14 protein-coding genes are annotated in these 17,969 nt (G+C 70.2%); 6 read left to right on the top strand and 8 right to left on the bottom strand.

What is annotated here, in order from left to right:
- Window positions 1-76: 76 nt before the first annotated feature.
- The 5 genes from ACFY36_RS46320 to ACFY36_RS46300 all read left to right on the top strand — a co-directional run bounded on the left by ACFY36_RS46320 (window position 77) and on the right by ACFY36_RS46300 (window position 5,892).
- Window positions 77-1,318 carry an MFS transporter gene (locus ACFY36_RS46320; RefSeq protein ID WP_499752313.1) on the top strand — a complete coding sequence of 414 codons (1,242 nt, stop codon included), beginning with the start codon at window positions 77-79 and terminating at the stop codon, window positions 1,316-1,318.
- Complete coding sequence (locus ACFY36_RS46315; protein WP_499752312.1) at window positions 1,315-2,334, top strand: TolB-like translocation protein; 1,020 nt, start codon at window positions 1,315-1,317, stop codon at window positions 2,332-2,334. The genes ACFY36_RS46320 and ACFY36_RS46315 overlap by 4 nt, the downstream gene beginning before the upstream one ends.
- Before the next feature lie 81 nt (window positions 2,335-2,415).
- Entirely contained in the window at window positions 2,416-3,528 is a 1,113-nt protein-coding gene (locus ACFY36_RS46310; protein ID WP_499752311.1) for a right-handed parallel beta-helix repeat-containing protein, read from the top strand.
- Window positions 3,529-3,538: 10 nt separating this feature from the next.
- Window positions 3,539-4,714 carry a glycosyltransferase gene (locus ACFY36_RS46305; RefSeq protein ID WP_499752310.1) on the top strand — a complete coding sequence of 392 codons (1,176 nt, stop codon included), beginning with the start codon at window positions 3,539-3,541 and terminating at the stop codon, window positions 4,712-4,714.
- On the top strand, window positions 4,711-5,892 hold the full coding sequence (locus tag ACFY36_RS46300) for a glycosyltransferase family 4 protein (RefSeq protein WP_499752309.1): 1,182 nt from the start codon (window positions 4,711-4,713) through the stop codon (window positions 5,890-5,892). Before ACFY36_RS46305 ends, ACFY36_RS46300 begins: the two co-directional genes overlap by 4 nt.
- A 13-nt stretch (window positions 5,893-5,905) precedes the next feature.
- Here the strand turns inward: ACFY36_RS46300 and ACFY36_RS46295 are convergent, their stop codons facing one another.
- Together ACFY36_RS46295 and ACFY36_RS46290 are read right to left on the bottom strand one after the other, a co-directional pair.
- Entirely contained in the window at window positions 5,906-6,151 is a 246-nt protein-coding gene (locus tag ACFY36_RS46295; protein WP_499752308.1) for a hypothetical protein, read from the bottom strand.
- Between the two features lie 32 nt (window positions 6,152-6,183).
- Window positions 6,184-7,335: a glycosyltransferase family 2 protein gene (locus ACFY36_RS46290; protein WP_499752307.1), complete on the bottom strand. Its 1,152-nt coding sequence runs from the start codon at window positions 7,333-7,335 to the stop codon at window positions 6,184-6,186.
- Window positions 7,336-7,582: 247 nt separating this feature from the next.
- Here ACFY36_RS46290 and ACFY36_RS46285 point away from each other — a divergent pair, with 247 nt between their 5' ends.
- The gene (locus tag ACFY36_RS46285; protein ID WP_499752306.1) at window positions 7,583-8,341 is read left to right on the top strand and encodes a class I SAM-dependent methyltransferase; all 759 of its coding nucleotides are present in this window, start codon (window positions 7,583-7,585) and stop codon (window positions 8,339-8,341) included.
- Between the two features lie 34 nt (window positions 8,342-8,375).
- Here ACFY36_RS46285 and ACFY36_RS46280 read toward each other — a convergent pair whose 3' ends face one another.
- The 6 genes from ACFY36_RS46280 to ACFY36_RS46255 all read right to left on the bottom strand — a co-directional run bounded on the left by ACFY36_RS46280 (window position 8,376) and on the right by ACFY36_RS46255 (window position 17,966).
- Window positions 8,376-8,870 (bottom strand): SLATT domain-containing protein, encoded by a 495-nt coding sequence (locus ACFY36_RS46280; protein ID WP_499752305.1) that lies wholly within the window; start codon window positions 8,868-8,870, stop codon window positions 8,376-8,378.
- Window positions 8,871-9,229: 359 nt separating this feature from the next.
- Window positions 9,230-10,690, bottom strand: coding sequence for a lipopolysaccharide biosynthesis protein (locus tag ACFY36_RS46275; protein ID WP_499752304.1), 1,461 nt, complete (start codon window positions 10,688-10,690; stop codon window positions 9,230-9,232).
- Window positions 10,691-10,703: 13 nt separating this feature from the next.
- Window positions 10,704-12,080 (bottom strand): O-antigen ligase family protein, encoded by a 1,377-nt coding sequence (locus ACFY36_RS46270; RefSeq protein WP_499752303.1) that lies wholly within the window; start codon window positions 12,078-12,080, stop codon window positions 10,704-10,706.
- On the bottom strand, window positions 12,077-12,952 hold the full coding sequence (locus ACFY36_RS46265; protein WP_499752302.1) for a hypothetical protein: 876 nt from the start codon (window positions 12,950-12,952) through the stop codon (window positions 12,077-12,079). The genes ACFY36_RS46270 and ACFY36_RS46265 overlap by 4 nt, the downstream gene beginning before the upstream one ends.
- Window positions 12,953-13,135: 183 nt before the next feature.
- Window positions 13,136-16,774, bottom strand: coding sequence for a DUF4082 domain-containing protein (locus ACFY36_RS46260; protein ID WP_499752301.1), 3,639 nt, complete (start codon window positions 16,772-16,774; stop codon window positions 13,136-13,138).
- Window positions 16,775-16,874: 100 nt separating this feature from the next.
- Window positions 16,875-17,966: a DegT/DnrJ/EryC1/StrS family aminotransferase gene (locus tag ACFY36_RS46255; protein ID WP_499752300.1), complete on the bottom strand. Its 1,092-nt coding sequence runs from the start codon at window positions 17,964-17,966 to the stop codon at window positions 16,875-16,877.
- Window positions 17,967-17,969 lie beyond the last annotated feature (3 nt).

The following is a 17,969-nucleotide window of genomic DNA, read 5'->3' as shown; positions in this document are numbered from 1 at the left end:
CCGACTGCCGCTGACACCCGGTTATGCGAAAGGGTGGTGGAGCAATCCAGCAACTTCGGGAAAGGCAGGGCAATACGTGTACGTCTCGGTACGCGACCGGCCGGCAGCCCAGCCGGGCCGCACCGCCGGACGGGTGGCGACGACCGTGGTGCTCCTCGGCGTGGTCAGCATGTTCACCGACGTCTCCTCGGAGATGGTCGCCGCGGTTCTGCCGCTCTACCTGACCACCCAGGTCGGCCTCGGCTACCTGGCGTACGGCTTCGTGGACGGCCTCTACCAGGGCGTGAGCGCGGTCGTCCGGATCGGCGGCGGCTACGCGGCCGACCGCAACGGGCACCCCAAATGGATCGCCGTGGTCGGGTACGGCGTCTCCGCCCTGAGCCGCATCGCCCTGCTCCCGGCGCACGGCTTCGCCACCATCGTCTCGGTCATCTCGGCCGACCGGCTCGGCAAGGGCCTGCGCACGGCGCCGCGCGACGCGCTCATCGCCGCCTCGAGCGACCCGGCCCAGCTCGGCCGGGCCTTCGGCGTGCACCGCACGCTCGACACCATCGGCGCGGTGCTCGGCCCATTGGTGGCTTTCGCCCTGCTGGCCATGGTTCCGGGCAGTTACGACTCGGTCTTCGTGGTCTCGTTCGCCTTCGCGATCGTCGGCCTGGCCGTGCTGCTGCTGTTCGTGCCGAACATGCGCACCCACGCCGCCACCGCCCGCACCGGCCTGCGCGTGGTCTTCCGCGAGCTGGCCGGCCGGGGCCTGCGCAAGCCGCTGATCGCCACCGCCCTCCTCGGCGTGCTGACGGTCGGCGACGGCTTCCTCTACCTCTCCATCCAGCAGCGCGACGACCTGACGGCCAGCCTGTTCCCGCTGCTCTACGTGGGAACGAACGTCGCCTATCTGGCCTTCGCGCTGCCGCTGGGCCGCCTGGCCGACCGCGTCGGCCGGGCCCGCGTCTTCGTCGGCGGGCACGTGGCGCTGCTCGCGGCCTACTTCGCGGCCGGCGGCCAGTTCGGCGGCATCGCCACCACCGTGCTGGTCCTGCTGCTGCTCGGCACGTACTACGCGGCCACCGACGGCGTGCTGCCGGCGCTGGTCAGCCGGCTGGTCAGCGAGGAGACCCGGGGCAGCGGCATCGCGGCCGCGCAGACCGTGGTCGCCCTGTCCCGCTTCGTCTCCGCCCTCGCCTTCGGCAGCCTGTGGGTGCTGATCGGGCGCGGCAACGCGCTGCTGGTCGTCGGGGTGCTGCTCGCCTGCGCGCTGCCGGCGGCCTGGATGCTGCTGCGGCCCTCGGACAACAAGCTCAGCGAGGCCCGCGCGTGAGCACTCGCATCCGGATAGCGGTGCTGGCCGGCATCGTCGTGCTCGCCCTGGCGGCGGCCGGCGTCTACGTGCTGCGGGTGCAGCGCGAGCAGGCGTCGGAGGCCAAGGCGGCCCCGGCCGTGCCGGTCTCCGACCTCTCCACGGCCATGGCCGGGCCGCATCTGCTGTTCCGCAACACCGCGCTGGGCAACGGGTACGGCAAGCTCGCGGTGGTTCCGCTGAGCGATCCGGGCGGGCCGCGGGCGCTGACCGACGTGTCCTGCGAACGGGCCTACTCGGCGGCCGGCCGCACGGTCTGCCTGTCGGCCCGGCGGGGCATCACGAACACGTACAAGGCGCAGGTCCTCGACGACGGCTGGAAGGCCACCGGCGACCTGCCGCTGACCGGCCTGCCGAGCCGGGTCCGGCTCTCCCGCGACGGAGCGCTCGCCGTCACCACCACGTTCGTCTACGGCGACTCCTACGCCACCGTCGGCCAGTTCTCGACCCGGACGCTGGTCACCCGCATCGGCGGGAAGGACTCGGCCGACCTCGAGACGTTCAAGTTGTACGTGGACGGCAAGCGCGTCACGGCGGCCGACCGCAACCTGTGGGGCGTCACGTTCGCCGACGACGACACCTTCTACGCGACCGCCGCCTCCGGCGGCAAGACCTGGCTGGTCAAGGGGAGCCTGTCGAAGCAGAGGCTCGATTCCCTCCGTACGGACGTGGAATGCCCCTCGCTCTCCCCCGACCGCACCCGGATCGCCTTCAAGAAGCACGGCGACCTCCCGAACGGCGAGTGGCGGCTGGCCGTCTACGACCTGCGCACCGGCCAGGAGACCGTGCTGGCAGAGACGCACAGCGTCGACGACCAGGCCGAGTGGCTCGACGACGGCACGGTGCTGTACGGCCTGCCGCGCACCAACGACAGCGGCGCGGCCACCAGCGATGTGTGGGCCGTGCCGGCGGACGGAACGGGCAAGCCTCGCGTACTGGTGCAGGACGCCTGGTCGCCGGCGGTGATCCGCGGATGACTGACACATTCCGTATCCCAGTTGATCACGGGACGACGCTAGGGTTCCGCAGGACGTGTACCGCATCGATGAGGGAGCACGATGACCACCGACCCTGGCAGTCACCTCCGCGAGCCGAAGCGGGGCCTGATCATTCTGGCCGGCGCTCTCGCCGTCGCGGTCGTGACCGCGCTCGTCGTGATCGGCACCCGGCCTGAGCCGCCCCGCACCACCGGCGCCATCGTCGGCGGGCAGTCGCCCTCGGCCTCCGGCCCGGTGACCACCGCCGCGACGGCGCCGTCCGTGCCGCCGTCGGCTGTGCCCAGTTCACTGCCACCGTCGCCCAGTAACTCCGTACCACCGTCAAGCGCCGCCACCAGCACCAAGCCCGCGCCCGCCAAGACGTCGGCGAAGCCGGCGGCGCCGCCCGCCGCCGCCCGGCCCACGTCCTTCCCCAACGCCTCGAACACCGGCGTACGCCCCGGGGTGAAGCTCAAGGCGCGCGGCGACATCACCGTGACGAAGAACGGCACGGTCCTCAACGCGCTCGACGTCACCGGCGTCATCACGGTCCAGGCCAGCAACGTGGTCATCTCGAACACCCGGGTGACTAACAGCGGGAAGGCCGACTGGGGCATCGTGCAGACCGCCGGCGCGAGCAACCTCGTGGTGATGGACAGCGAGATCCGGGGCAACGGCAGCGAGAGCATGCACCAGGGCATCTACAACATCGGCGGGCACATCACGGTGAAACGCACCGAGATCTCGCGCATCGCCGACGGCGTCGCCACCAACCGCGGCCTCATCGAGGACTGCTACCTGCACTCGCCTCAGGTCTACGACGGCGACCACGTCGACATGATCCAGTCGACCGAGGGCCCGCCGTCCGGCGCGTCGTTGACGATCCGCCACAACACGATCATCAACGACGAGTTGCAGACCTCGGCCATCGCGCTGTTCCAGGACTTCGGCGTCGCCCGCAACGCCCTGATCGTCGGCAACTACCTGGCCGGCGGCGCCTACACGGTGTACGGCGGCGAGGGCGACCACGGGCAGTCCAGCAACATCCGGATCGAGAACAACACGTTCGGCAAGGACGTCTTCCCGAAGGTCGGCCAGTGGGGCCCGATCGCGCACTTCGACGCCAACGGCCCCGGCAACACCTTCACCGGCAACGTCTTCGCCGACACCAAGACCCCGGTGTCCCTGTCATGAGGCGGTTTCCGTGACCACATCCACGCTCGAGGGCAGCCGCGGCGACCTCATCGTCTACTTCTCCGGCAGCCGCTGGGACGGCCCACCCGGCCACGACCGCAACATGGCGTCGGCGCTGAGCCGCTTCAACCCGGTCCTCTTCGTGGAACCACCGGTCTCGGCCCTCACTGCGTTGAAGCGCCCCGAGCTGGGCAGCCTGATGGACGGCCCGCGCCTGCGGGTCCTCAACCCCCGCCTGGCCCACCTGGTGACCCCGGTCGTGCCCGGCCACAGCCGCCCCGGCCTGCACCGCCTGGTGCCTCCGATGGTCCGGCGAGCTGTTTTCAAGGCGGTCGAACAGCTCTATCCTTCCCCGGCTCCGCTCGCCGCCGTGGTCTCCTCCCGCGTCGAGGACCCCGGCTTCGACATGCCCGCGCGGCGACGCGTCTTCTACGCCACCGACGACCTCGTGGCCGGCGCCGGCATGCTGGGTCTGCCCCGCGAGCGCCTGCTCCGCGAGGAGGCGCGCTCGCTGCGCCGGTCCGACGCGGTCGCGGTGGTCTCGGAGTCACTGCAGAAGAGGTACGCGGGCGACGGCTTCCCGGCCGAGTTCGTGCCCAACGGCTGCCGCCCCGACCTGTACGCCTCGGTCGACGAGGCCCCGCTCCCCACCGACGTCCCCCTTTCCGGCCCCATCGCAGGCCTGCTGGGCCACGTCAACGACCGCATCGACCTGTCCCTGCTCGAAGCCGTGGCCGACACCGGCGTCTCCCTGCTCATCGTCGGCCCGGTCGCGCCCGGCTACCAGGCCGACCGCTTCACCGCCCTCGCTCAGCGGCCCAACGTCTGCTGGACCGGCCCCAAGCCGCACACCGACATGCCGTCGTACCTGCGCCTGATCGACGTCGGCCTCACTCCGTACGCCGACAACGAGTTCAACCGGGCCAGCTTCCCGCTGAAAACCTTGGAATACCTCGCCGCCGGCCGCGGCGGCGTGGCCACGCCTCTGCCCGCGGTCACCTGGCTCGACACCGACCTGGTCACCCTGGCCTCGTCCCCAGCTTCCTTCGCCGCCGCCGTACAGGCCGAGCTGGCCGTGCCCCGCACCGCTTCGCTGGCCGACGCCCGCCGTGCCTTCGCCCGGAAGCACAGCTGGGACCGCCGCGCCGCCCAACTGGCCGACCTCCTCCACCTGGACGCCTCGTGAAGATCCTCGTCTACGCCCACCGTCTCGAGGTCGGCGGCACCCAGGTCAACGCCATCGAGCTGGCCGCGTCGCTGCGCGACCACCACGGCTACGACCCGGTCCTGTTCGCGACCCCAGGCCCGATGGTGTCCCTCGCTTCGGAAAAGGGCCTGCGCTTCCTTCCCGCCCCCGAGCCCGGCGCCCACCCTTCCCCGGCCCGGATGCGCGCCCTGCGCGCGGCCGTCCGCGACGAGAAGCCCGACCTGATCCACGCCTGGGACTGGACGCAGACCCTTGACGCCTTCTACGGCGTACACCTGCCCACCGGCCTCCCCCTGCTGGCCACGGTCATGTCGATGGCCGTGCCCCGCCTGATCCCCCGCGCGATCCGCACCACCTTCGGCACCTACGAGCTCCTCGACCAGGCCCGAGCCGCCGGCCGCGACCGCCTGGGCCTGCTGCTGCCCCCCGTCGACGTCCACCTGAACGCCCCGGATGCCGCCCTGGGCAAGGAATTCCGCACCACGCACAACCTCGCCCCGGACGACATCCTCGTGGTGACGGTCTCCCGCCTGGTCGAGCACCTGAAGCTGGAAAGCCTCCGCCGCACGGTGGAGGCCATGACCACCCTGGGCGCCGAGAGCCCCCGGCTCCGCCTGGTCATCGTCGGCGACGGCACCGCCCGCCGCGCCATCGAGGCCCAGGCCGCCGCGGTGAACGAGGTCCTGGGCCGCCCCGCCGTCCTCCTGGTGGGCGCGATGGCCGACCCCCGCCCCGCCTACGCCGCCGCGGACGTGGTGGTCGGCATGGGCGGCTCCTCGCTGCGCGCCCTCGCCTTCGCCAAGCCCACGGTCGTGGTCGGCGAGAAGGGCTTCGCCTCAGCCTTCACCCCGTCCACCGCCGACAAGTTCCTCTACACCGGCATGTACGGCCTGGGCGACGGCGACGAGGGCAACCGCGGCCTGATCGCCGAGATCCGCCAGGCCGCCCACCCGGAGGCCGCCGCCGAGCTGGGCGACTTCTCCCGGAACTTCATCCTGCGGAACTACTCCCTTGAGGCCGTCACGGCCAAGCTCGACGAGCTCTGCCACGAAACCGTGGCCGACCGCTCCCCCATGCGGGCCCGAGCCACCGATGGCCTCCGCACCGCCGCCGTACGAACCGCGGGCGCCGCCCGCGACCTGCTCCCGTCCCGCTGAGCGGGCGCCGCGATCACCGGCGGTGCTGCGGGCGCCGCCGGCGCAGCGGCTCGCCGTTGACGGTCAACCGGAACCGGCTTCCGCGCACCCCAATCGGAATCGGCTCGATCGCGACGCGTGGCGCGAACTTCGACAACGTGATGAGCAGACCGCCGACGACAGCGACGGCGATGCCCAGCCACACCAGGTTCATCACGCTCAGCGTGAGGCCACCGACCGCGAACCCGGCCCCGGTCTTCGGCAACATACTTTGATACATGCTCAGCCCTTCGATAGAGGTGGCCACGGAAGTCAGGTGGCGGCCCAGCCGCCCTTGTCCCCGCGGAGGAACCTGAGGAACGCCTTCGAGTAGATGAAAGTCAGCAGCAGCGTGTACAGCTGCTCGGGCACGAAGAGCCCCGCGTACAGGCGGGCCCGCCAGCCCATCGACCAGACCGACGACACCCGCTCGACGAGCAGCACGGCCGACGGAATGGTCCACCACCAGGAGAACGACACCGAGCCGAAGACGATCAGCGAGACCGCGAGGGCGATGAGATAGGTGGCGGCCACGACCGCGGAGAGCAGCAGACCGGCCTGCTGGCGCCAGTAGACCCAGCGCATGTGGAACGGCATGAGGCGGCCGTACTGGGTGATGTTGCGCAGTGCGCCGAGATACCAGCGCTCGCGCTGCCCGATCAGCTTCGGGACACTCTCCATCACGTCGGTGGTCGCCCACATCCCGCCCGGCGAGATCACTCGGTAGCCGCACGCCTGCAGGGCGAAGGTGAGCTCGTTGTCCTCGGTCAGGCTGTGGGTGTCGTAGAAAGACCGGCCCCCGGGCAGCAACGATCCTTCCTGGCGCTGGCGGCGCACATCCAGCAACGCGCCGTAGGAGAACAGGGTGCCGGTGCCGGTGAGCACGAAAGCCCGGTGCCCCATGCGCTTCGCGGTCTGGCCGTACCGGTGGTACTCCATGCGCTGCAGATAGCCGAGCGCGCTGGCGCAGTCGCGGCCGGCGAACGTGCCACCCACCCCGCCGACCCCGGACGTCAGGTTCGCGGCCGCGATCTCGAGGAATCCCGGTGACAGCGTGGTGTCGGCGTCCATGACGAGCACCGCCCAGCTCCACGGCTCGGCCAGGTAGGGCTCGAGCCGGTCCAGCGCGAAGTTGATCGCTCCGGCCTTCTTGTCGGGATTGTGCCCGGGAACCGTGATGACGTAGGCGCCCGCACCGGCGGCGACCTCGGCGGTGTCGTCGCCGCAGTTGTTCGGCACCACCACGATCAGATCGGGCGGCCGGGTCTGCCGGTGCAGCGACGCGATGGTGGCGGCGATGGCGTCGCCTTCGTTGTACGCGGGAACGAGAGCCGCGATCTTCAGCGCCGGCGCCGGCGCGACGCGCCTGGTCCCCTCGCCGGGGATACGCTGCCGTGGGAACCGGGTGTGGGTGCCGGCGTACATACGACGTCCTTGATCTCCAGTGGACATGTGTGGTGTTTCCGGCCAAGACGCTATTCCCGGCACGCCGGTTGCGGCATCGCCCACGGGAGGTCACCCGAACGGAGATCAACACCGATGTCCGGCGCGCCGGCCCAACGATCATCACCACACCCACCACGAACCGGCCCACCGCATCTGCCAAGCGCGTGCGTTCCGCCCTGGGGCAAATGCGGTTGACCTGCTCCGCGGCGGCCGAGACGCTTACGGCATGGATCCGACGTCGCTCGGGAACCGGATTGCCTGGGACACCGCCTATCGGGAGCAGCTGCGGGCCTTCGGCGGGTTGCCGTCCGGTGCCGCGCTGACCGCCGGCGAACACGAGCTGCTCCGCGACATCATGGCCACGCGGCCCGTGGTGGTGCACCCACAGAGCGGCAACGGCAAGGACGACATCGCGCTCGTACGGGCCGGCGCCCGCGCGGTGATCGGCGTCGACTACAGCCAAGTCGCCGTCGAAGCAGCACAGAACCGCGCCGGCCAGCTCGGCGCCACGTGCCGCTACGTCCTGGGCGCAGTCCCTGGTGTGCCCCTGCGCGACGGTTGCGCCGACCTCGTCTACACCGGCAAGGGCGCCCTGATCTGGATGCCCGACATCGAGGCCTGGGCCACCGAGATGGCCCGCCTGCTACGCCCCGGCGGCCACCTCTTCCTCTACGAGGGCCACCCCGCCACCGAGCTGTGGACCTGGGACCTCGACCGTCCCCGCATCCGCCCCGACCGCGACTACTTCGGGCACTCCTTCGTCTGCGACGACGCCAGCTTCCCCGCCCACGGCGCCGTCATGTGGCAGTGGACCCTGGGCCACACAGTCACCGCGCTGGTGAACGCCGGCTTGGAAATCCGCCATTTGGCCGAATACCCCGAGCCGTTCTGGCGCATGGGCGACGTCGACGCCGCCGCCTTCCGTGGCCGCCTCCCCAACGCTTTCTCACTCCTGGCCCGCTCCGCCCTCACAGACCCCACCTGACCGCCCGGCACACGAGGTCGACACCGAGCGACTCCTATTGTCCGGCCACAGGCGATTGGCGGAATTCCAGCCACCGTTTGCCAAGCCGCTCCCAGATGGCCTGATACTCATCGAACATCGCCCGGATCCGTGTCGGGTCGAGATCCGCGGGCCGGGTCGCGGCGCTGTAGTAGCTGACTTCATCGCGCAGCCGATAGAACTCATATTGCGTCTCCTCCATCAACACCCACCGGGAGCGCCAGGCGAAGAACGGCTCCAGAGTGTTGATCACCGTCACGACGGCGACCAGGGCAAAACCAAGCCCGGCCCAGAAGTCCAGATCCTGAAGGCCCAGGATGATCGTGGAGGCGACGAGCAACGTCAGCGTCGTCACGCGGACGACAGTCGAGTTTCGCTTGAAGCGCTTCTTGCGCGTCCGGGCGTAGGTATTGGCCGTCTCGATCCGAGCCATCAGGTCCTGCGCCAGTTCAAGGGGTGCGAGCCCTGGCACCGGCGCAGCCGATTGGAGCGGCGGCTCCTTGGCACTCATTGACGGATAGTAGCCGGACAAACACGGTTGATCGGCTTACCGGCCGCCGGCCCGCGGAACCGGCATGGAATTGCCGACCAGCCCGCCACTCGGCCGGGCCCGCGTGACAGTTTCCCCCACCCGTACCCCGGCGCGGCAGCGAACAGCACCCACCCCGAATCGCAAGGTCCCCACTCATCCCGGCCACGCGCCCAGAGACCCGCAACCAAGGTCCTGGCAGTTACCCGCTCCCACGCAAGGCTGAGGGCCGGGGGGGGGGGGGGGGGGGGGGGGGCCCCCCGCGCCACCCCCCCCCCCCCCCCCCCCGCGCGGGGGCCCCCCCCCCCGGCCCTCAGCCGTCCACCGCAAGTCCCCCCGACTCACCGAGCCGGAACAGCCTCCTCCGAGGCCGCAGGCTCCGGATCAGACGCCGGCGTGCGAATCAGCTTCAGCGCCGGCCAGGCCACCGCCACAAAAGCCGCCGTACTGAGCACAGCCCCCAGGAAGAGCGTCAACAGGTCACCGTCGACCACCCGCTGAACCCCGATCCCGACCAGCGCCGCCGCCACTCCCGCCAGCACCGGCCGGACGCAAGCACGGATCGAATCCCACCACGGGACCGGAACGGTCGCCACCGCCGCCAGGTGAAGCGGAATCGCCACCGCCAACGCGACGATCAGGTGCGCAATACCCGCCCCCCGGATGCCGCCGTGCGACACCCCGATGATCAGGGCCGGCAGCAGCGCCACGATCCACGCCGCCTGGATGTACATGTTCAGGCGCGCCTTGCCCACCGCCGTCAACAGGTCGGCCGCCAGCTGCATCGCCACGCGCAGCCCGCCCAGGACGGCCAGGAATGTCAGGGCCGCCGCCGCGCCCGACCACTCGGAGCCGTAGACGACCCGGGTGGCCGGCAGGGCGTACACCGCCAAGCCGGCCACGACCAGAGACGTCGGGATCAGCATCAGGGTCAGTGATCGGCTGAACGCCGATCTCAGCGCCGGCAGGTTGTCCTGCAAGCGGGCGAACGCCGGCACCGAGACCCGGGCCACCGCCACCGACAGGATGCTCACCGGCCAGCTCGACAGGTTGAAGGCCATCAGGTACAGACCCAGGGCCTCCGGGCTCATCAGGCGGCCCACCACGATGTAGTCGAGGTTCATCAGGCCCACCGCCAGCAGCAGCGTTCCCGCGATGGGCAGCCCGCCCCTCAGGACGTGCCCCGCCGCCTCGCGGTCCCAGCCCGGGCGGAAGCGCTGCGGGGTGAAGACCAGCAGCAGGACGCCGTTCACCAGGTTGCCGACGAAGCGGCCCCAGGCCAGGCTCCACGCGCCGAAGCCCAGCGACGCCAGCACGACGGACAGGCCCAAGGTGACGATCATGCCGGTGAGGTCGGCCGTGGCCCGGCGCCCCTGCATGAAGTTGCGGGTCAGCATGGCCGACGGCACCGCGAACAGGCCGTTGATGACGACCGAGACGGCCAGCAGGCGGACGATGCCCGCCGCCTCCGGGGCGTTCAGGGCCGACGCTATGCCCGGCGCCCCGAAGAACGCCGCCGCCGCGACCAGGCAGCTCGCGGCGAAGATCAGGGTGGTCGCGGTCGGCGCGATCTTCTCGATCTTGCCGGCCCAGCGGACCAGGGTCGGCTCGATGCCGAGGTCGTTGATGTTGACCAGGATCATCAGGACGACCAGGGCCACCGTGAACTGGCCGTAGTCGGCGGGCGAGAGCAGCCGGGCCAGGATGATGCCGCTGAGGACCGTGCCGGCGCGGGTGGCCAGGCTGCTGACGAAGCTCCAGCCCAGGCCCCGCTTGACTAGTTTGCCGAGCGGCTCTTCCACCGAAATGTTCCTTTCACACCCGGGACCAGCGCGGAGCCGAGGTCCGGATCTCCCGGGACGGGTGGGTGAGGCGCCACACCGCGCCGCAGAGGCCGACCGTCATGCCGAGCGAGAGCGAGTACGTCGTGTAGGTGAGGCAGTCGAACGTGTACGTGATGAACAGGGCCATCACCTGGGTGGAGATGAGCACCAGGCACAGGTGTTTCTGCTCGCTGGTCTCGGCCCGGCGCATGGCGATCGCGGCGACCGTGATGGCGGTCAGATGCAGGCCGGCCAGGACGACGATGCCCACGATGCCGTTCTCCAGGGCCGTACGCATCCACTGGTTGTCCAGGAACTGGTACATGGGCCATTCCCACGTGCCGGAACCGCGGCCGAACCACGGGCGCTGGCTGAAGTACGTGCCGACCATCGCGTACCGCTCGGTGCGCACCTGGATGCTCGAGTCCTCGCTCGCTCCGGCGAAGATGTCGTAGATGGTGCGGACCGTCGACGGCTGGATGGCCGAGATGGCCACGACCGCCGTGATGCCCATGCCGATGATGTTGTAGCGGGTGCGCCACGTCCAGAGCGGCATGAGGATCAGCAGGGCGATGAAGATCGAGATGATGCCCGTACGGGAGATGGTCACCAGGATGCCGGCCACGATGAGGAACGACGCCGCGCCGTACATGGCCCGGACGATCTGCTTGGCCGAGAACTTGGCGAAGTGGATGGCGATGGGTACGGCCAGTGACAGCGCCGCCGCCAGCTCGAGGTAGTGCGTGGTGGTCGCCGGCACCCGTAAGCCGCTGCCGCGCACCTGGAAACCGGGCACGCCGAGGTTGGTCAGGCCGGGCACCTGCATGTATTCGACGATGTTGACCGGGAGCACCCGCTGCATGAGGCCGATGACCGACATGTAGACGCAGCACCAGATGAAGACCTGGAGCAGGAAGCGCAGCCGGCTCCAGTTGGAGATGCCGTCGGCCGCCACGAGTATCACGCCGAGGAACGCCGCCCCACCGGCCAGCAGCGACCGGTCGGCCGCGTTCGCCTCCAGCGGGGTCAGACCCCGGGCGAAGGCGATGACGTACGACACCAGCAGTGACAGGAAGAAGAACAGCGCCGCCCAGCGGATCGGCTGTGGCCCCGGCATCACCAGCTCGGGGCTGAGACGCGTGGCAAGCCACCAGCAGAACAGCAGCACGCACAGGACCGTCCCGGGCCGGCCGACGTCGGCTGTGGTGCCCGGGATGATCAGCCGGGACGGGATGAGGGTGAGCCAGCCGAGGACGAAGGCCAGGCCGAACGCCGCGTCCAGCACGACCAGCCGGCGGCGGGTCGCGTACATCTGGTCGGCGAACAGCGCCGGTTCCAGGTCTCTCGCCGAGATCGGCGGGGCGCTCAAGTGCGCCTGCCGCGATCGTTGCCCCGCTCACCGCCTTGACGGGCCCGCGGCATGGACGGGATCACGATGGTCTCAGCACCGGGGTCGCGGCCGTTCTGCTGCTGGGCGCCGCCACGGGCGTACTGGCCGAGGGGTTTGGTCTTGTCGGCGTCGCCGTTGGAGATCGGCCGGTTGATCTGCGGAACGGACGGGAAGGTGCCGTTCAGCGGGATCGCGGCCGAACCCGGCGGCATCTCGGGCGAGCTGTCGGCGTCCGCGCCCTTGCGGCGCTTGCGGCGGCGCAGGAGTGTGTCGACCAGGATCGTCACGCCGCCGGTGAGCAGGATGCCGATGGCGAAGATGACGACCACGGCCCGCTTGACCTTGCCGCCGGGGCGCTTGAGGTTCTCACCCTTGTCGAGCCGGTACGCCGTGATCATGTCGGCTTTTTTGACGTTGTACTGCTTTTGCAGCGAGTCGACCGACTTCTCGTACTGCGTGGTGACCTCGGTGGTGGCCGACTGCGCCTCCTCGAGGGTGGGCGCGACGACCGCGATGATCGCCACCGGGTTCTTGTCCGAGATGGTGATCTCGAAGCTCGCCGTCTCGTCCTTCTTCTTCAGCGCGTCGAGGAAGGTCTGGTCCTGCGTGGCGACGGTGGCGGCGTTGCTCAGCGACGAGAGGCCGAGCGCCAGCCACGGGTTCTGCACCGAAATGACCTTGTTCGGGTCGGAGGCCACCGTCGGCGGGATCAGCTGGACATACGAGGTGATCGCGTAGTCCGGTTTGATCTCGGTCGCGGCGTAGCCCGTCGCGGCTATCGTGACCAGCAAGAGCGTAACCGAGACATACCAGCGGCGAATCATGAGCTTGGTAAGGTCCCAGAAATCCATGCCGTTCCCCTCGGCCGGTCACACCCCCGGTGCACCGGCATGTCGCACATTCCGCTGACGCCGGGATGACACTAACGTCCTCCGGCGGCGCCAGGCCATCCGTACTTCGGGTCCAGTTTGGATCGGACAACTGACACCCGTCGTCTTCTTCTACCGCATTCTCATCTTCCGTTCATCGGGAGCTCAGCTGTTGGGCGTGAAGACCGGGTCGACCCAGAAGTTGTGGCTCGACCGGGTGGCGGGGAATCCGGATCCGTACTTGAAGACACCGCCGGTGGCCGGCACGTGCAGCGGCGCCGCGTGCGTGGCCGAGGCCAGGCCGCCCGAGGTCACCGCGTAGTGGCCGGTCGTGGTCGCGTACGACACCGTGTACACGTTGCCGGGCGTGATGGCGTACGGCTGGGAGAAGAGCATCGTCTGCCAGCCGGTCGCCGTCTCGCTCACGAAGGTGCCGGTGACCAGCGGGTCGCCCGCGGCGTTCCACAGCGTGCCGGTGTGCGTGCCGTTGTTGCCGGCGCCCCGGTAGTAGCGGATGCCGTTGACCACGCCGGCGACGTCGGTCGTGAACTGGACGCCGACCGAGATGGAGGCCGAGTCGTTCCAGCTCGCGTTGGCCGGCGTGGCCGTGCTGGGCCAGACGGTGACCGCGCCCTGCGGGACGGTCGGCTGCGGCGGCTGCGGCTCCTCGGGAGCGGCCACGAACATGGGGTCGACCCAGTAGTTCGTGTTGCCGTACGAGCTCGTCGGGAAGACGTCGGTGCCGTACGTGTAGAGGCCGTTGTTGCCGCCGGCCCCGGTCAGCGGGCCGTTGACACGCTGGCTGTTGAAGTAGCCGCTGGTGGCCGCGTAGTTGCCGCGAGGCGCGTAGTACGAGGCGACGTACGTGGTGCCGGCGTCGACCTTGTACGGCTCGTCGAAGTACACGCTCTGCCAGCCGGTGGCCGAGTCGTTGACGAACGTCGCCTGGCGCAACCGGCTGCCGGCCGCCGACCACAGGCTGCCGACGTGCGTGCCGCCGTTGCCGGTGCCCTTGTAGAACCGGATGCCGATGACCGTGCCGTCGACGGACGGGGTGAACTTCACGCCGAGCGTGGTGCCGCGGGAGTCCTTGACCGCCGCCGTGTCCGGCGTCGCGCCGGCCGGGAACAGGCTGTTCACGGTCGTCTGGGCCGGGTCGGTGGTGAACTTCCAGACCTTGGGCTGCGCCATCGCGTTGCCGTTGGTGTCGGACGCGGCGACCCGGGCCGTGAAGGTCTCCCCCGCGGTCAGCGCGGCCGCCGGGATGAACCGGGCGGTGCGCGTCGGGCCGTCGTAGTCGATGGTGCCCGCGACGTTGGCGCCGGCGTCGTTGACCAGCGTGAAGGTGATCGCCGCGGCGTTCACCGGCTTGCTGAAGGTGGCCGCCGGCTGAGCCGAGACCGGCGTGTAGAGCGCGTCCGGCGTCGGGGTGACGGTCAGGACGGTCGGCGCGGTCAGGCTCGACGAGTCGAACAGCACGTCGACGTAGTAGTTGGTGGCCGCGTAGGACCGGACCGGGAACTCGCCCGGGTCGCCGAAGACGCCGTTGCCGCCCGAGTCCTGGCTGCGCGGGCTGCTCAGCGGGGCCGCGTTCAGGGCGCGGTAGGCGAAGGCCCACGAGTCGGCCGCGTAGCGCCCGTTCGGCGCCGTGTAGGAGGCCACATACGTCGACCCGGCCACCACCGGGACCGCCGGCGAGAGGGTGAGGGTCTGCCAGCCGGTGGCCGTCTCGTTCTCGAAGGTGCCGCTGGAGAGCAGGTCGCCGTCCTCGGTCCACAGGCTGCCGGTGTGGGTGCCGGTGTTGCCGGCGCCCTTGTAGAAGCGGACCGCCTTGATGAAGCCGTCGGTCTGCGGCGTGATCTTGACGCCGACCTCGGTGGCGCCGGTGTCGGTCGAGGCCGGCGTGCCGGGCACCTTGCTGCCGAACAGCGAGGTCGAGCCGGTGAGGTTGAGGGCCCGGGTGGTCGGGTTGGCGTTCAGGTTGGCGCTGTCGTCGGCCGCACGGACCTTGATGGTGGCCACGCCGTCGCCGGTCACGACTCCGGCGTACGACCAGGCCGTGGTGCCGGTGGCCGGGTGCCAGGTGGCGCCGTTGTCGAGGGAGACCTCGACCGCGGCCACCACGCCGCCGCCGGTGTCGGAGGCCGTGCCGGAGACGGTCACCTGGGCGCCGTTGGCCGTTGTGGCGCCGGCGGCGGGCGAGGTGATGACGACGCTCGGCGCGACGGTGTCGGTCGAGGCGCTGGCTGCCAGGAGGTTGCTCATCCGGGTGGCCGGCTGCACCTTCATGTCGGCGAACAGGTTGATGACCGCCTGCTGCATGTTCTTGTCGACCGGCTCGATGTCCCACTCGCTGTCGTGGTGGTCGTCGAGGCCCCAGGCGTACTGGATGGTGCCGGCGCCGAAGACCAGGGCGCCGCTGGGCGCCTTGTAGAGCGTCATGTGGTGCGTGGTGGTGCCGGGCGTGACGACCTGGCCGAAGTCGCGCAGGTATTCGGGCGTCGGGCCGGTGGTCTCGGACAGCCGGATCAGGCCGGCCGGGCGGAAGCCGTTGTCGACGTCCTCGTCCGACTCGTAGCCGATGCTGTGCTTGGCCAGCTGCTTGGCCCCGGAGGTCTGTGTTGCCACCTCGGTGCCGCGCCAGAACCGGTTCTTGCCCTTGGCCGCCGGCACCTCCATGGTGATGTCGTCGCTGTTGGCCATGAACATGGTGCCGGTCAGCGAGTTCTCCGGGACGCCGCCGTTCGACGGCGGGCTCCAGCGCGGGTCACGCCACGTGCCGGTCCACTCCTCGGTCGGGTCGCTCTTGCGGTTGTCCCAGGTTTCCTTGTAGCAGACCAGGGTCCGGTACGCGGTGTTCGAGCCGTCCTTGCTCGTCTCCCAGCGGGTCTTCCAGTAGACCTCGTTGCCGCTGAAGAAGGCCAGGTTGGTGCCGGAGTCGCGGGCGGCCTCGACGAACGTGCGCTGCGCGCCCGACCAGTACTCGTCGTGACCGACGGAGAGGAACACCTTGTGGTTGGCGATGAGCGCGCCGCGCCGGTCGGCGTCGACGTCGGTGGTGTAGGTGACGTCGTACCCGTTGCGCTCGAGGAAGCGGATCATCGGGTATTCGTTGCTGAACAGGAAGTCGCGGCCGTCGAACGCGCCCCGGGTAGCGAAGGGGCGGTTGTAGCTGAGCTTGGTCGCGCGTCCCTGCGGGCCGCCGTAGAAGCTGGCCCCGCCGTACGTGTTGTAGGCCTGCCAGGTGGCGTCCGAGGTTTTGAACAGCACGTCGGAGTGGCTGGCGTCGTTGCGCACGACGAAGGAGATGTGGCTGGAGCCGCCGTCGGTGCGGGTCAGCAGCGCGAAGTAGACGCCGGAGACCGAGGCCGAGGGCACCTGCCAGGTCGCCGAGGGCGCCCAGGTGCCGCAGTCGTAGATCTGCGTGGCGTCGTCGTCGACACAGGCGGTGGTCTGGTTCTGCGCCGGATAGGTGGTGGGCAGCGTGGTGATGCGCCGCGCGCCCGCGCCACCGTAGTAGCCGATCCGGAAGATCTCGACGGTGAACGCGTGCTCGGCCCGCACCTTGAAGGTGACGGTCTCACCGGCGTTGACGCTCATGTCGGTGGCGAAACCCTGGATGGTGTCGTCGCCGGCGCCGGTGATGTCCCATTCGTCGGACGGGGTGCCGGCGAGCGCGTTCTCACACACGATGTCGTTCGGTGAGCAGGCGGCGGACACCGCCGACGGGCCCAACCCGATGAGTACCGCGGCCCCCAGCACCGTGGCTGTGGCGGCGGCGATAAGCGCCCTTGCTCTATCCATCGTGTCCTCGAATTCCTTTTCCGCTACTTGCCGCAGACCCTATTGGCACGTCCTGACAGGACGACCTCCACCGGTCGGATGATCTCCAACGCCTCTCGGGTCATTCCTGCCGCAAGGCGGCGGCCAGCGCCTCGGCCACCCGGCTCTGCTGCTCGGGGGTGATTTGCGGATAGATCGGAAGCGAGAGGATTTCCGGTGCCACGGCCTCCGCATTCGGGAAGGATCCGCCCAGCTCGGCGAAAGCGCCCGTACGGTGCACCGGGATCGGGTAATGGATGCCGGCGCCGATGCCGGCCTCGTTGAGGCGGGCCAGCACGGCGTCGCGGCGGCCGCCGGGAATCCGGACACAGTAGATGTGCCAGACGTGCTCGTTGCCGTCGAGCGTCTCGGGCAGCACGACGTCGAGGCCGGCCAACAGCTCGTGGTAGCGGGCGGCGGCGGCCCGGCGACGGTCGTTCCAGTCGGCCAGACGGGCCAGCTTCGCGCGCAGCACGACCGCCTGGAGGCCGTCGAGGCGGCTGTTCACGCCGATCAGGTCGTGGTGGTATTTCTTCAGGCCGCCGTGGCTGCCGAGCGTACGGACGATGGTGGCCAGCTCGCCGGACGAGGTGACGACGGCGCCCGCGTCGCCGTACGCGCCGAGGTTCTTGCCCGGGTAGAAGCTGGTCGCGGCGATCCCGTCGACGCCGGCCGAGCGGCCGTGGCGGGTGGCGCCCTGCGACTGGGCGGCGTCCTCGACGACCGCCACGCCGGCCGAGGTCAGCTTCTCGACCTCGGCCATCTGCCCGTAGAGGTGCACGGGCGCGATGGCCTTGGTGGCCGGGGTGACGGCGGCGAGGGCGGCGTCGGCGTCGATGAGGTACGTCCGCGGGTCGCAGTCCACGAGCACGACCTTCGCCCCGCAGCGCGCGACCGCCTCGGCCGTGGCGATGAACGTGTTGGCCGGCAGGATCACCTCGCTGCCCGGTCCGACGCCGACGGCGCGGAAGGCGAGCTCGAGGGCGTCGGTGCCGTTGCCCACGCCGACGCAGTGGGCCAGCCCGGAGAAGGCGGCGTACTCCTGCTCGAACGCGGCCACCTCGGGCCCGCCGACGAAGGCGGTCTCGGCCATGACGCGCTTGAAGCCGGTCTCGACCTCCTCGGCCACCTCCGCGTGGGCGGCGGCGAGGTCGACGAGCGGGATCCGGGACATGTG

The organism is Actinoplanes sp. NPDC000266, assembly GCF_042899005.1.
Lineage (GTDB): Bacteria > Actinomycetota > Actinomycetes > Mycobacteriales > Micromonosporaceae > Actinoplanes.
The sequence above is the reverse complement of the archived record's forward strand: the minus strand, read 5'-3'. Positions and strand labels throughout refer to the sequence as shown.